This window comes from Streptomyces sp. NPDC057002 (assembly GCF_042673825.1).
Taxonomy (GTDB): domain Bacteria; phylum Actinomycetota; class Actinomycetes; order Streptomycetales; family Streptomycetaceae; genus Streptomyces.
Genome location: NZ_JBHURZ010000003.1, coordinates 1047106 through 1060632 on the forward strand (window position 1 = coordinate 1047106; position 13527 = coordinate 1060632).

The 13527-nt window shown below is 71.3% G+C and carries 13 protein-coding genes and 2 pseudogenes; 9 read left to right on the forward strand and 6 right to left on the reverse strand.

The genetic code is table 11. The annotated features are described in order from the left end of the window. The 3 genes from ACFT32_RS19610 to ACFT32_RS19620 form a co-directional block, all read right to left on the reverse strand. Window positions 1-1137: an RNA polymerase sigma factor SigF gene (locus tag ACFT32_RS19610; protein WP_382490542.1), complete on the reverse strand. Its 1137-nt coding sequence runs from the start codon at window positions 1135-1137 to the stop codon at window positions 1-3. A gap of 17 nt (window positions 1138-1154) precedes the next feature. After that, window positions 1155-1568 (reverse strand): hypothetical protein, encoded by a 414-nt coding sequence (locus ACFT32_RS19615; protein ID WP_003992877.1) that lies wholly within the window; start codon window positions 1566-1568, stop codon window positions 1155-1157. A gap of 260 nt (window positions 1569-1828) precedes the next feature. Further along, window positions 1829-2089 (reverse strand): UBP-type zinc finger domain-containing protein, encoded by a 261-nt coding sequence (locus ACFT32_RS19620; protein ID WP_107455506.1) that lies wholly within the window; start codon window positions 2087-2089, stop codon window positions 1829-1831. Between the two features lie 62 nt (window positions 2090-2151). Between ACFT32_RS19620 and ACFT32_RS19625 the strand changes: the two genes are divergently transcribed. Further along, a complete protein-coding gene (locus ACFT32_RS19625; protein ID WP_382490545.1) occupies window positions 2152-3750 on the forward strand; it encodes a Na+/H+ antiporter in 1599 nt (532 codons plus the stop codon). A 55-nt stretch (window positions 3751-3805) separates the two neighbouring features. Here ACFT32_RS19625 and ACFT32_RS19630 read toward each other — a convergent pair whose 3' ends face one another. Together ACFT32_RS19630 and ACFT32_RS19635 are read right to left on the reverse strand one after the other, a co-directional pair. Further along, on the reverse strand, window positions 3806-4723 hold the full coding sequence (locus ACFT32_RS19630) for a 1-aminocyclopropane-1-carboxylate deaminase/D-cysteine desulfhydrase (protein WP_382490547.1): 918 nt from the start codon (window positions 4721-4723) through the stop codon (window positions 3806-3808). Beyond that, window positions 4720-5187: a DUF6010 family protein gene (locus ACFT32_RS19635; protein WP_382490550.1), complete on the reverse strand. Its 468-nt coding sequence runs from the start codon at window positions 5185-5187 to the stop codon at window positions 4720-4722. Before ACFT32_RS19635 ends, ACFT32_RS19630 begins: the two co-directional genes overlap by 4 nt. Before the next feature lie 286 nt (window positions 5188-5473). Between ACFT32_RS19635 and ACFT32_RS19640 the strand changes: the two genes are divergently transcribed. From ACFT32_RS19640 to ACFT32_RS19650, 3 genes are all read left to right on the forward strand, one after another. After that, window positions 5474-6880, forward strand: a complete 1407-nt coding sequence (locus ACFT32_RS19640) for a family 2B encapsulin nanocompartment shell protein (RefSeq protein ID WP_382490553.1) — start codon at window positions 5474-5476, stop codon at window positions 6878-6880. Window positions 6881-6991: 111 nt separating this feature from the next. Then, the gene (locus ACFT32_RS19645) at window positions 6992-8182 is read left to right on the forward strand and encodes a family 2 encapsulin nanocompartment cargo protein polyprenyl transferase (RefSeq protein ID WP_382490555.1); all 1191 of its coding nucleotides are present in this window, start codon (window positions 6992-6994) and stop codon (window positions 8180-8182) included. Between the two features lie 486 nt (window positions 8183-8668). Continuing rightward, complete coding sequence (locus ACFT32_RS19650) at window positions 8669-9283, forward strand: GNAT family N-acetyltransferase (RefSeq protein WP_382490557.1); 615 nt, start codon at window positions 8669-8671, stop codon at window positions 9281-9283. A 54-nt stretch (window positions 9284-9337) separates the two neighbouring features. Here ACFT32_RS19650 and ACFT32_RS19655 read toward each other — a convergent pair. Beyond that, window positions 9338-9733 (reverse strand): annotated as a pseudogene (locus tag ACFT32_RS19655) (TetR/AcrR family transcriptional regulator); the annotation flags it as partial. A gap of 121 nt (window positions 9734-9854) precedes the next feature. On the opposite strand from ACFT32_RS19655, the pseudogene ACFT32_RS19660 reads away from it, so the two are divergent. The 5 genes and pseudogenes from ACFT32_RS19660 to ACFT32_RS19680 all read left to right on the forward strand — a co-directional run bounded on the left by ACFT32_RS19660 (window position 9855) and on the right by ACFT32_RS19680 (window position 13511). Continuing rightward, a pseudogene (locus ACFT32_RS19660) lies at window positions 9855-10160 on the forward strand (hypothetical protein). Between the two features lie 26 nt (window positions 10161-10186). Continuing rightward, a complete protein-coding gene (locus ACFT32_RS19665; protein WP_382490560.1) occupies window positions 10187-10480 on the forward strand; it encodes a hypothetical protein in 294 nt (97 codons plus the stop codon). An 84-nt stretch (window positions 10481-10564) separates the two neighbouring features. Next, window positions 10565-10978: a YciI family protein gene (locus ACFT32_RS19670; RefSeq protein WP_382490563.1), complete on the forward strand. Its 414-nt coding sequence runs from the start codon at window positions 10565-10567 to the stop codon at window positions 10976-10978. A 34-nt stretch (window positions 10979-11012) separates the two neighbouring features. Next, the gene (locus tag ACFT32_RS19675; protein ID WP_382490565.1) at window positions 11013-12233 is read left to right on the forward strand and encodes an RNA polymerase sigma factor; all 1221 of its coding nucleotides are present in this window, start codon (window positions 11013-11015) and stop codon (window positions 12231-12233) included. 123 nt (window positions 12234-12356) lie between these two features. Continuing rightward, window positions 12357-13511, forward strand: a complete 1155-nt coding sequence (locus ACFT32_RS19680) for an anion permease (RefSeq protein ID WP_382490568.1) — start codon at window positions 12357-12359, stop codon at window positions 13509-13511. Window positions 13512-13527: the final 16 nt, after the last annotated feature.

Here is a 13527-nt window from a genome sequence, read left to right on the forward strand (position 1 = left end):
TCACTCCTCGACGAGGAGCTTCTCCCGCAGCTGCGCGAGCGTGCGCGCCAGCAGCCGTGAGACGTGCATCTGTGAGATGCCGACTTCCTGCGCGATCTGCGACTGGGTCATGTTGCCGAAGAACCGCAGCAGCAGGATCCGCTTCTCCCGCGGCGGCAGGTCCTCCAGCAGCGGCTTGAGGGACTCCCGGTACTCCACGCCCTCCAGCGCCTCGTCCTCCGCGCCGAGGGTGTCGGCGACCGCCGGGGACTCGTCGTCGGTGTCGGGGACGTCCAGGGACAGCGTGGAGTACGCGTTGGCGGACTCCAGGCCCTCCAGGACCTCCTCCTCGGAGATCGCCAGTTTCTCGGCGAGCTCGTGGACCGTGGGGGAGCGGCCGTGCAGCTGCGAGAGCTCGGCCGTGGCCGTGGTCAGCGCCAGGCGCAGCTCCTGCAGCCGGCGCGGGACGCGCACCGCCCAGCCCTTGTCGCGGAAGTGCCGCTTGATCTCGCCGACGACCGTCGGGGTTGCGTACGTCGAGAACTCCACGCCGCGATCGGGGTCGAAGCGGTCGACCGACTTGATCAGTCCGATGGTGGCGACCTGGGTGAGGTCGTCCAGCGGCTCGCCGCGGTTGCGGAAGCGGCGCGCGAGATGCTCGACGAGTGGCAGGTGCATGCGGACCAGCTGGTTGCGCAGTTCCGCGTACTCCGGACTGCCGTCTCCCAGGGTGCGCAGCTTGAGGAACATCTCGCGCGCCCCGCTGCGGTCCGGAGAGCCGTGGTGCGCACCCTGTGCGTGGTGCACCTTCGGCGCCTGATGCTCGGAGTCTCGCTCGTGCTCGCTCATCGTCCCGCCCGTCGCCCTTCCCCGAGCCCTCGCCTCCTCCGCCACTCTTGACTTCGCGTGAGTGGGAGGACCCCCTGGGACAGGGGATGCGGTGATCCCCCCGCCCGGAGGCGCGCTCCGCACGGCACCGCCTTGGTCCAGCGGCCCGCCGCCCGGGAGGACGGCCCCCGTGGAGTCGTCCTCAGGGTGCGGGCGGGCCTGCTCGGGGATGCCGTCGATGCCGTCCGCCATGCGCCGGGCCCCGCTCGGACCGCTCGTGCCCGTGCCCTCGGCCGGCAGCTCTCGTGTGCTGCGCTCTTCGTCCCGCACCGGCCCGTCCTCGCTCCTCACGCCGGCCCGGGTCCCGCGCCGCGCTGTTTGTAGAGGCTGATCGAAACGGTTTTGTCCTTGTCCACGGCAGAGGAGACCTTGCCCGCGAGGGCGGACAGGACGGTCCAGGCAAAGGTGTCCCGCGAGGGGGCATGGCCATCCGTGGTCGGTGCCGAGACAGTGACCTCGAGTGAGTCGTCGACGAGGCGGAATACACAACTGAGCACCGAGCCGGGCACGGCCTGCTGAAGCAGGATCGCGCAGGCCTCGTCCACCGCGATGCGCAGGTCCTCGATCTCGTCGAGGGTGAAGTCCAAACGGGCCGCGAGACCGGCCGTGGCCGTACGCAGCACCGACAGGTAGGCACCCGCGGCCGGCAGCCGGACTTCCACGAAGTCCTGGGTCGCGGGCTCGCCTGCGATCTGGGACACCCTCACCTCCATGGTGGTACAAGCGTTTCAGGGCCGAGGGTCGCCCCCCGGGGTAACGCGATACGTGGTTCAGCGGTGACGCTATCGCGCTCTTGACGGTCCTGTCCCCGGGACCCCAACCCCTTGTCGTCACTCACAGTAAACCTGTGGATACGCTCCGTGTCTAGGGGTTGGGCGAGCCCAAATGGGAAGAGCGCGCGCCGGGTTGACGTACCCAGACGTCAGACGGTCGAACCGTCCGCCGCCGGGGCCTTGCCGAGTCACACCAGGACATGGTCGACGAAGCACCATCGCCAGGTCTCCCCGGGCTCGTGTGTCCGCATCACGGGATGGCCGGACTCCTTGTGATGCCCCGCCGCGTGCCGCCCCGGCGAGGAGTCGCAGCAGCCGACGTGACCGCAGCTGAGGCACAGCCGTAGTTGTACCGGATCCATGCCTTCCGCCAGGCACTCCGGACACGTCTCGCTGAGCGGGCCGGGTTCGGGGTGCGGCAGCGCGTCGGCGTGCGTGCACTGTTTCATGATTGCCAGGTTACGACGGTCGAGTGGAAGACCGCGCGGAAAAAAGAGGGCGGGCGAGAACGATGGACGTGATGCCACTGCTGTTGCTGGTGGCGGGCAGTGCCGCGATCGCCGCGGCCGCGCGGCACACCCCGGTGCCGGCGCCGCTGCTGCTGGTGGCGATCGGGCTGGCGGTCAGCTACGTCCCCGGGGTGCCCGAGTACACGCTCGACCCGCACATCGTCCTGCCGCTCATCCTGCCCCCGCTGCTGCACACGGCCGCCACCGACAGCTCCTACCTCGACCTGAGGGCCCAGCTCAGGCCGGTCGCGATGCTGTCCGTCGGGTACGTGCTGTTCGCGACCTTCGTTGTCGGCTGGGCCCTGTACCTGATCGTGCCCGACCTGCCGCTGACCGCGGCCCTGGTCTTTGGCGCGGTGGTGGCCCCGCCGGACGCCGTCGCGGCGACGGCGGTGGCACGCCGGGTCGGGCTGCCGTCCCGGATCACCACGATCCTCCAGGGCGAGTCCCTGCTGAACGATGCCACCGCGATCACCGCCTACCGGGTGGCCCTCGCGGCCGCCGTCGGCGAGGGCGCGACCTGGGCCGGGGGCATCGGCGAGTTCCTGCTCGCGGCGGTCGGCGGTGTCGTGGTCGGGCTGGTGCTGATGGCGCCGATCCACTGGCTGCGCACGCACGTGAAGGAGGCGCTGCTGCAGAACACGCTCTCCCTGCTGATCCCGTTCGTCGCCTACGCCGTCGCCGAGCAGGTGCACGCCTCCGGTGTCCTCGCGGTCGTGGTCGTCGCGCTGTACCTGGGACACCGCGCGTGGGAGGTCGACTTCGCCACGCGTCTCCAGGAGGAGGCGGTGTGGAAGATGGTCGCCTTCGTCCTGGAGTCGGCCGTGTTCGCGCTGATCGGACTGCAGCTGCCGGTGGTCCTGCGGGGCCTCGGACAGTACGAGGGCGCCGAAGCCGCCTGGTACGCGCTCGCCGTCTTCCTGGTGGTCGTCGCGGCCCGGTTCGTCTGGGTGTATCCGGCGACCTTCCTGCCCCGGCTGCTGTCGGCGCGGATCAGGAAGCGGGAGGAGAACCCGACCTGGAAGGGGCCGTTCATCATCGCGTGGGCCGGCATGCGGGGCGTGGTCTCGCTGGCCATCGCCTTCTCCATCCCGCTGACCATGCACGACGGCGAGGAGCCCTTCCCGCACCGCAACCTGATCCTCTTCCTGACCTTCACGACGGTCATCGGCACCCTGGTCGTGCAGGGCCTGACCCTGCCCCCGCTGATCCGTCTGCTGAAGGTCCCCGGGCGGGACACCCAGGCCGAGACGCTCGCCGAGGCGAACGCCCAGGCGCAGGCCTCCCGGGCCGCCGAGCGGCGCCTGGACGAACTCCTCATCGACGAGCGCAACGCCCTGCCCGCCCCGCTCGCCGACCGGCTGCGCATCGTCCTGGAGCGCCGCCGCAACGCCGTATGGGAACGGCTCGGGCAGGCCAACCCGGTCACCGGGGAGTCCGTCGACGACACCTACCGGCGGCTGTCGCGGGAGATGATCAGCGCCGAGCGCGAGGTGTTCGTCAGGCTCCGGGACGCCCGGTACATCGACGACGAGATGCTGCGGACCCTGCTGCGCAGGCTGGACCTGGAGGAGGCGGCGGCCTTCCGGGAGGCGGCGTAGCGGCGGGACGGCACGGAGGCGATGCCGGGCGGCAGTGTCAGGAGGCGCTGCCGGGTCACGGGAAGGGGCGGCCGGTGATGACGGCGGCCACCGTCGTCCCGCGCGGGAAGGCGTCTTCCTCGGCCAGGGCGACGAGGCCGTACAGCAGCTTGGCCACATACAGGCGTTCGACGGGCAGGCTGTGGCGGTCTTCGAAGTCCGCGGCGAAGGCGTCGAGCTCGTCGGGCACGCGCGCGTAGCCGCCGAAGTGGAAGCGGTCGTCGAGGCTCCAGGTGCCGCGCGGGCCGCCGAAGGCCTGCCGCTGCAAGGCCTCGGTCTCGGCGGTCAGAAAGCCGCCCTTGAGGACCGGCACGCCCAGGGCGCGCTGCCCGGGAGCGAGCCCGGCGGCCAGTCCCGCCAGCGTGCCGCCGGTGCCGCAGGCCACGGCCACGACATCGGCCCGGTCGCGCAACTCGGCACCCAGTGCCCGGCAGCCGCGCACGGCCTCGGCGTTGCTGCCGCCCTCGGGGACGACATGGGCCCCCTCGGCGCCGGCCGCGCGCAGGAGCCCGGCCAGGGCCCGCGGCTCCGACTTGCGGCGGTACGTCGCCCTGTCGGCGAAGTGCAGCCGCATGCCGTCGGCCGCACACCGCGCGAGGGAGGGGTTGAGGGGGCGGCCGGCCAGCTCGTCGCCGCGCACGACACCGACCGTGGGAATGCCGAGCAGCCGGCCGGCCGCGGCCGTGGCGCGCAGATGGTTGGAGTAGGCACCGCCGAAGGTGACGACGGGCCGGCCGGCCGCCGCCGCGAGATTCGGCGCCAGCTTGCGCCACTTGTTGCCGATCAGCTCCGGGTGGATCAGGTCGTCCCGCTTCAGCAGCAGCCGGACGCCCCGGCGCTCGAACCGGCCGTCGACGACTTCCCGCACCGGCGAGGGCAGCCGGGGGCGCAGGGCCGCGAGGCCGGGCGGGTCGGGGGTGTCGGGGCTGGTCACCTCGTCATTGTCGCCCGGGGTGGGTGCGACCCGGCTTCCGGCCCGATCCGGCGGCTGCGGCTGCTGTTGCGGCGGCTTCGGCTGTTTCGCACGAACTCGATGAGCGACGGTCCGCCCCGCAGACACCAGAGCGCGATCACGGGGTCGCAGATCGCGCAGCCCAGGGACGAGGTGTGGAGGAACGGGATGATCGGGTTGCCCTTGATGTGGTGGACGATGTCCCACGCCGTGTGCAGCAGCCATCCGATGCCGATCCATGTCCACGACTCCAGACCGCGGAAGGCGACATAGGTGACCAGCGCGGTGAAGGGGAACTCCCAGCCGCCCATGCCGCCGCCGCTGAGATACGCGGCACCGGCACCGGCGACCATCACCGCGTTCAGGCGCCGCCGGTGCGGTTCGCGGACCAGGGACATCACCAGGGCGTAGAGGATGCCGATGCCGATCGGCGCGACGTACTGCATCGATGGGGGGCCGTTTCTGGAGCCGGGAAGGGAACGGCTCATCACGCTAGATCCGGCCCCGCCCGCTCCCCAGTGGCGCGAGCGACAGGTTCCCACGGGTTGTCGCCAACCGGTCCGGCCACGGAACCCTCGAACGCCGAAACAGGCCTCCTCTGCCCAGTGATACGAAGATCCATTCCCGCTCTTTCGGGTAATAGCACCGCGACGTTGAGTGAGGAAGGCTTGCCCGTGGACATCGATGCCCAAGTCATATGGGCGTTGGGCATAACCGGGAGGGCAGTTCTCTATGTCGGTAGGCGAAGAGGTCCGCACGGAGGAGACCAAGCCGCAGCAGAGTCTCGGCACGGCGGCCGCGCGGAACCTGGCCACCACGACCAAGTCCGTGCCGCAGATGCAGGAGATCAGCTCCCGCTGGCTGCTGCGGACGCTGCCCTGGGTGGACATCCAGGGTGGTACGTACCGGGTGAACCGGCGGCTGACCTTCGCCGTCGGCGACGGCCGGATGACGTTCGTGAAGACCGGCGACCGCGTCGAGATCATCCCCGCGGAGCTGGGCGAACTGCCGGCGCTGCGGTCCTACGAGGACGAGGAGGTGCTCTCCGAGATCGCCCGCCGCTGTGAGCAGCGGGAGATCCGGGCGGGCGAGGTGATCGCGTCGTTCGGCGGCCAGTCCGACGAGGTGTATCTGCTGGCGCACGGCAGGGTGGAGAAGATCGGCACGGGTCCGTACGGGGACGACGAGTCCCTCGGAGTCCTCGCCGACGGCGCCTACTTCGGCGACGAGTCCCTGCTGAACGAGGACGCGATCTGGGAGTACACGGCCCGCGCGCTCACCGCCTGTACCGTCCTCGTGCTGCCCCGCCAGGAGTTCGAACAGATCGCGGAGCGCTCGGACTCGCTGCGCGAACACGTGCAGCAGTGCCGCGCGATCCCCGAGCAGCGCTCCAACAAGTACGGCGAGAAGGAGATCGACCTCTCCTCCGGCCACTCCGGCGAGCCGGACATCCCGCACACGTTCGTCGACTACGAGGCCAGGCCCCGTGAGTACGAACTGAGCGTCGCCCAGACCGTGCTGCGTATGCACACGCGCGTGGCCGACCTCTACAACCAGCCCATGAACCAGACCGAGCAGCAGATCCGGCTGACGGTCGAGGCGCTGAAGGAGCGCCAGGAGCACGAGCTCGTCAACAACCGCGACTTCGGGCTCCTGCACAACTGCGAGTACGAGCAGCGGATCCAGCCGCACGACGGTGTGCCCGGCCCGGACGACATGGACGAGCTGCTCAGCCGGCGGCGCGGCACCAAGCTGCTCCTCGCCCACCCGCGTGCCATCGCCGCGTTCGGCCGTGAGCTCAACAAGCGCGGGCTGGTGCCCGAGACCATCGACGTCGGCGGCAACCGCATCCCCACCTGGCGTGGTGTGCCGATCTACCCGTGCAACAAGATCCCGGTGACCGAGGCCCGTACGACGTCGATCATCGCGATGCGTACCGGCGAGGCCGACCAGGGTGTCATCGGTCTGCGGGCCTCCGGCATCCCGGACGAGATCGAGCCGAGTCTGTCGGTGCGCTTCATGGGCATCAACGAACAGGCCATCATCAAGTACCTGGTCACGGCCTACTACTCGGCCGCGGTCCTGGTACCGGACGCGCTCGGAGTCCTGGAGAACGTCGAGATCGGCCGCTGGCGGTGACGCTTCCGGTACGTCGGCCGTGTTCCCGCCCGCCAGGGCGGGTACACCCTCGGGGTACGCGCCCAGCGGCAGCGGAAGCGCCACCGTCCGCACACACTCCGAGGCGGTCCCATGGGTGAGTCCCTTACGGAGTTCAGGACGGAGACGCCGCTGCCCGCCCCTGGTGAGCAGCGAGCCGCCCTCAGAGAGCAGCGAGGTGCCGAGCCCGGGCGTGCGGCCGGGGTGCCGGAAAGGCGGGGGTCCATCGGGACACAGCGGGACGGCCGGCCCGGACCGGCCGAGGGGCACGAGGCGGTCATGCTCCTGGACCGGGCCCGGGCCGAGGTCGACCCGGTGCTGCGGACCGCGCTCGACTCGCTGCCCGGGCCGATGCGCAGAATCGCGCTCTACCACTTCGGCTGGGAGGAGGCGGACGGCACCCCGGCCGAGGGCGGCTCGGGCAAGGCGATCCGCCCCGCGCTCGTCCTCGCCGCGGCGTCCGCTCTCGGGGGGCCCGAAGCGCGGGCGGGGGCGGTCCGGGCGGCCGCGGCGGTGGAGCTGGTCCACAACTTCACGTTGCTGCACGACGACGTGATGGACCGGGACACCACCCGCCGGCACCGGCCCACCGCCTGGACGGTGTTCGGAGACGCCGACGCGATCCTCGGCGGGGACGCCCTGCAGGCGCTGGCCCTGCGGCTGCTCGCGACGGATCCGCACCCGGCGGCCCGGTCCGCCGCGGTCCGGCTCGCGGACTGCGTGGTCGAACTGTGCGCGGGCCAGCACGCGGACACGGCCATGGAACGCTGCGACCCCGGCGACGTCACTCTCGAGGAGGTGCTCGCCATGGCGGAGGCCAAGACGGGCGCACTGCTGGGAAGTGCCTGCGCGATCGGGGGGCTGTACGCGGGCGCCGGGGACGGGGACGTGGCGGCGCTGGACGCGTTCGGCCGGGAGGCCGGGCTGGCCTTCCAGCTCATCGACGACGTCATCGGCATATGGGGCGACCCGCACCGCACCGGCAAACCCGTCGGCGCGGACCTGGCCGCCCGCAAGAAGTCCCTGCCGGTCGTCGCGGCCTTCACGTCCGGCACGCCGGCGGCCGCCGAGCTCGCCGACCTGTACGCACGGCCTCGCGAGAAGGAGGACCTGGACCACATCGCCCTGACCGTGGAGCGCGCGGGTGGCCGTGACTGGGCGCAGGGCCAGGCGGCCGACCGGATGGCGCGGGCGATGCGGCAACTGGCGCGCGCGGTGCCGGATCCGGAGGCGGCGGGCGGTCTGCTGGCCCTCGCCGAGTTCGTGACACGGCGCAGCAGTTGATGTTCGGCAGCAGTTGACGTTCGGCCGTGGTCGACGGCCGGCAGCGGTCGGCCATGGGCAGGGCTGGCGGTACCGGCAGGGATGGGCGGCATCGGCAGGGCCGGCGGTACCGGCAGGGACCGGCGGCCCTCGGCAAGGGATGACGGCCCGGCAGCCGTCGGCGAGGCATGCAGGCCGGCGGCGATCGGCGGCAGCCGACGGCAGGGTCGTCGACGGCCAGCAGTACAGCATGATCCTTCGGGCGACCGAAGGCAGGACCCCGGAGCGTCGGGGCCGTGTGGCTCCTGACCCCGCGCGGCTTCCGGACTCCGGTCGGCGGGTCCCGCACTGCCCCACGGTGTGCGGGGCCCGCCCCTTTCACGCATCGCGCGATCGAGTTTGGACAGTTGTTCGACTCAATTCCGCCAAGCTCCCGCCCCACTTGCTCCGGACGACCCTCAACCCCTCTACGATCAACGCCCGTCGGGACGAGCGAAGGGGCGGGGCATGGGTGTGGCGATCCGTACGGCCGGCGAGGCGGACCGGGAGTCGGTCGTCCGGCTGCTGGACGAGGCGTTCCAGGACGACCCGGTGAGCGGCTGGGTCTTCCCCGGTGCGGAGGACCGTCGTGAACATCACCCCGGGCTCATGGCCGCCTTCACCGACATCGTGCTCGCGGCCGGGCGTATCGACGTCACAGAGGACGGCTCGGCCTGTGCGCTGTGGCTGTCCATGCCGGCCGACGACCATGACGGTGACTCCGCGGACGACGACGGTCCGGCCCAGGTGCGGGAGGCCGTCGACCCGGACAACGAGCGCATCGAGCTGATCGGCCGGCTGACGGCCGCCGTCCACCCCTCGGGGCGGGCCCACGAGTACCTGTGGATGATCGGCGTCGCCCCCGGCCGACAGGGCGAGGGGCTCGGCACCGCGCTCATCGAGTCGGTCCTCGACCGTTGCGACCGCGAGGGGCTGTCCGCCTATCTGGAGGCCAGCAACGCCCGCAGCCGCGAGCTGTACGAGCGTCTCGGCTTCGAGGTCACCGGTCCCGCCCTCGACCTCCCGGACGGCCCGGCCATGTGGCCGATGTGGCGCGAGCCGCGTACGCGCACGGGTTCATAGATCCTGCCTTACTGCCCCTGCCCCTGCCCCTGCCCCTGCCCCTGACACCCAGCCTTAGCCCTGGCCTTCCTCCGGCAGCACCGCCGCCACGATCCGTTCCACCAGTCCGTCCGGCACGCCTACCCGGGGCAGTACGCCCTCCAGGACGCCCGGCAGGGTCAGCTGCTCCAGGAGCAGCCCGAGCATGGCCAGATACAGCACGGCGTCGGACTCGTCGCCGCCGGGCAGCCCGGCCGTCCGGTGGAACTCCATGGCCTCGTCCAGGTCGCCGCGCACCGACCTGGTGTAGGAGGCGAGCAGTTCGGGGCGCCGGGTGGCCTCCCGTCGTAGCTCCATGAGGGCCAGATAGCCCGTGCGGTCGCGGGTCGCGCGGGCCATGAGGTCGTGCATGAAGGCCATGACCAGTGAGCGGTCCTTCGGCCGGGTCATCAGCTCGGCGACCACAGCGGGTCGACGAGCGCGGCCCGGCGCTCGGGATTGCTGACCATGCGGAGTCCCTCTTCCCACTTACGGAGGCCCCGTTATTCTCTTGAAACTACTACAGTCGAAGTACTATAACTGAAGTCATTGCATCGACTGCGACGCGGCGTCGATGTTCCCCTTCGTCGACGAGGAGTCCTTCGCCTTCCTGAAGGAGGAGTATCCGGAGACCCTGCCGACCCTGGGCCGCCGGGCCCTCGGCCTCGACGACCTGCCGAACAAGCGGTTCTGCACTGCGAGTACGTCGCCTCGGGCTCGCTGAAGGAGTCCCCCGACCCGAACGTCGAGTTCGGCATCTATCTGTGCGGCGGCTCGAAGATCGCGGGCGAACTGCTCGGAGTCCGTGCGTACGTTCGGCAACGGCGTGCTGGTGCGCTCGTACAGCAGGAAGCGCTGAGCCCCCGACCGTCCTACTCTGAGGACATGGGCAGTGACGAACACGTCTGTCCGTCCTGCGGACAGCCAGTGGAAACAGTCGTCCGGCGCCACAAGACGCTGGGCACGTGGGTCCCCCTGTGGGTGGCGGGCCCCTGCCACAACCCCGAGTGCGGGGCCTACGACGCGGAGGGCGCTGACAGCGGCCCCGCCGTCGAGGACACGCGGCCTGCCGGGAAGACCCGGCCCGACGCGGACCCCCGGCCGGCCGATGGCACCGCCCCACCTGCGACGACCCCGGCCGAAACGGCCCCCGGAGGAACAGTCTCGGAAAACTCCTGAGCCCGTGTCGAGAATCCCGGCCCGGCTCCGACGTTCCCTGTGAGAGCCGCCCGGCAGGGTGGTGAGAGCCGAAGGAGCGGACTGATGAAGTACCTGGTCATGGTGCAGGGCACACAGGCGGACTACGAGGCCATGCGCGGCAAGGCGTCAGCGGACTCGCCCGCTTGGAACGAGGACGAGCTGCAGGCCATGTTCGCCTACATGGGAGCAATCAACGACGATCTCTCCGAGACCGGTGAGTTCGTCGACGGGCAGGGCCTGGCCGAGCCGTCGCAGACACGGCATGTCACCCTCGGTGACGACGGCAAGGCGGTGATCACCGACGGCCCGTACAGCGAGACCAAGGAGCTGCTGGCCGGCTACTGGGTCCTGGAGTGCGAGAGCCTGGAGCGGGTCACGGAGATCGCCGACCGCATCTCCCGCTGCCCCCAGCCGGCCGGTGCCCCCGACTACCCGGTCGTGATCCGCCCGATCATGGACGGCAGCGGGGACATCTGACGAGCCGGCCCGTGCGACGCCGACGGACCCGCCGGTGAGGAACACACCCGAGGTCGAGGACCTGCTGCGCCGGAACGCGCCGCAGGTCCTCGGCGCGCTGGTCAGACGGTACGGGCACTTCGACGCCGCCGAGGACGCCGTGCAGGAGGCGCTGCTCGCCGCGGCCGGGCAGTGGCCCTCTGAGGGTGTGCCCGGCAATCCGCGCGGCTGGCTGATCAAGGTGGCCTCGCGGCGGCTGACCGACGCCCTGCGCAGCGAGGAGGCCCGGCGCCAGCGCGAGCAGCGGGCGGCGGCGCTCACGCCCCGCGACGCCTTCACCGCGCCGCCGCCGGGGGAGCGGGCTCCCCGCGAGGACGACACCCTCTCGCTGCTCTTCCTCTGCTGCCATCCGGACCTCACTCCGCCCGCACAGATCGCGCTCACGCTGCGCGCCGTCGGCGGGCTGACCACGGCGGAGATCGCCCGCGCGTATCTGGTCCCGGAGGCGACGATGGCGCAGCGCATCAGCCGGGCCAAGCAGAAGGTGCGGGGCGTGCGCTTCGGCCGCCCGGACCGCTGGGAGCAGCGGCTGCCGTCCGTGCTGCAGATCCTCTACCTGATCTTCAACGAGGGCTACACCGCCACCTCCGGCACCGCCCTCCAGCGCCCCGACCTGGCGGGCGAGGCCGTACGGCTGACCCGTACGGTCCACCGGCTGCTCCCCGACGACGGCGAGGTGGCCGGGCTGCTCGCGCTGATGCTGCTCACCGACGCCCGCCGTGACGCGCGCAGCGGACCGCGCGGGGAGCTGATCCCCCTCGACGAGCAGGACCGTGACCGCTGGGACAAGGCCGCCATCGAGGAGGGCGTCGCGCTGGTGACCCGGGCCCTGTCCCGGGGCAGGCCCGGGCCGTACCCCCTGCGTGCCGCGATCGCAGCCGTACACGACGAGGCGCCTTCGCCCGAGGCGACGGACTGGGCCGAGATCCTGGGCCTGTACGACGTCCTCGTCGGTCTCGTCCCCGGCCCGGTCGAACGCCTCAACCGCGCGGTCGCCGTCGCCATGGTCCACGGCCCACGCGCCGGCCTGACCGAACTGGACGCCCTGTCGGGCGAGTTGAAAGGCCACCGTCTGGACGCGGTACGGGGACACCTCCTCGAACGCGCGGGCGAGCCCGAAGCCGCCCGGACCGCCTACGAGTCGGCGGCCGCCCAGACCCTCAGCCTGCCCGAGCAGCGCTATCTCCAGGCGCGGGCGGCGCGGTTGAGGGACTAGTTCACCCGGCCGATCCTCATGGGCGCGAACGCAGCGCGCTCGCCACGGCCACCTGCGTGAACCTTGACCAGCCTTTGCCTCGCCGTTCCCCGCGTATTGGTCTGCGCTTGTTTGCATTCAGGAATGGACCACATCACGTTCCTCGTGGCGGTCGTCATCGTCACGGCGCTCGCCTTCGACTTCACCAACGGATTCCACGACACGGCGAACGCGATGGCCACGTCCATCGCCACCGGCGCGCTGGCTCCCCGTACGGCGGTCCTGATCAGCGGTGTCCTCAACGTCGTCGGTGCCTTTCTCTCCACCGAGGTGGCCAAGACCATCTCCGGCGGCATCGTGGACGACACTCTCGTCAGCCCGGGGATGATCTTCGCGGGGCTGGTCGGGGCCATCCTGTGGAACCTGCTGACCTGGCTCGTCGGACTGCCCTCGAGTTCCTCGCACGCCCTGTTCGGCGGACTGATCGGGGCCGTGTGGGTCGGGGCGGGCAGCCACGGCGTCAACTTCGACAAGGTCGTCGAGAAGGTACTCGTCCCGGCGGTGGCCTCGCCGATCGTGGCCGGTGTCGCCGCGCTGATCGCCACCTACCTCGCCTACCGGCTCACCGACCGCGCCCGCAAGGACTCCGTCACCAAGGGCTTCCGGATCGGCCAGATCGCCTCCGCCTCCCTGGTCTCCCTCGCACACGGCACGAACGACGCGCAGAAGACCATGGGCGTCATCACCCTCACCCTGATCTCCGCCGGCGCGCTCGGCCACGACGCAGGCCCGCCCCTGTGGGTCATCGCCTCCGCGGGCCTCGCCATCGGCCTGGGCACCTATCTCGGCGGATGGCGCATCATCCGCACGATGGGCAAGGGCCTCACCGAGATCCAGTCTCCGCAGGGCTTCGCGGCCGAGACCGCCTCCACCACCGTCATCCTCACCTCCGCCCACCTCGGCTTCGCCCTGTCCACCACCCAGGTCGCCTCGGGCAGCATCCTCGGCGCGGGGCTCGGCCGCAGGCTCGCGGAGGTCCGCTGGGGCGTCGCGGGCCGGATGGCGCTCGCCTGGATGATCACCCTGCCCGCCGCCGCGCTGGTCGGCGGGCTGGCCGCGAGCGTCGTCCAGAACGGCGGCGATCTCGGTACGGCGGTCGTCGCGCTGGTCGGCGCGGCCCTGGCCGCGGGCATCGTGGCCGTCTCGCGCCGCAACCCGGTGCACGCGCACAACGTCAACGACGCGCACGAGGTCAGCATCCGCACCGAGCCGCCCGCCAAGGTCGGCACGGCAGCCTGAACGACGGGGAGTCGAC

Excerpts from the sequence above, each read along its gene's own strand:
- ACFT32_RS19620 (WP_107455506.1), bottom strand. The coding sequence starts at position 2,089 with ATGAAACAGTGCACGCACGCCGACGCGCTGCCGCACCCCGAACCCGGC.
- ACFT32_RS19625 (WP_382490545.1), top strand. The coding sequence starts at position 2,152 with ATGGACGTGATGCCACTGCTGTTGCTGGTGGCGGGCAGTGCCGCGATC.
- ACFT32_RS19635 (WP_382490550.1), bottom strand. The coding sequence starts at position 5,187 with ATGCAGTACGTCGCGCCGATCGGCATCGGCATCCTCTACGCCCTGGTG.
- ACFT32_RS19640 (WP_382490553.1), top strand. The coding sequence starts at position 5,474 with ATGTCGGTAGGCGAAGAGGTCCGCACGGAGGAGACCAAGCCGCAGCAG.
- ACFT32_RS19645 (WP_382490555.1), top strand. The coding sequence starts at position 6,992 with ATGGGTGAGTCCCTTACGGAGTTCAGGACGGAGACGCCGCTGCCCGCC.
- ACFT32_RS19650 (WP_382490557.1), top strand. The coding sequence starts at position 8,669 with ATGGGTGTGGCGATCCGTACGGCCGGCGAGGCGGACCGGGAGTCGGTC.
- ACFT32_RS19665 (WP_382490560.1), top strand. The coding sequence starts at position 10,187 with ATGGGCAGTGACGAACACGTCTGTCCGTCCTGCGGACAGCCAGTGGAA.
- ACFT32_RS19670 (WP_382490563.1), top strand. The coding sequence starts at position 10,565 with ATGAAGTACCTGGTCATGGTGCAGGGCACACAGGCGGACTACGAGGCC.
- ACFT32_RS19680 (WP_382490568.1), top strand. The coding sequence starts at position 12,357 with ATGGACCACATCACGTTCCTCGTGGCGGTCGTCATCGTCACGGCGCTC.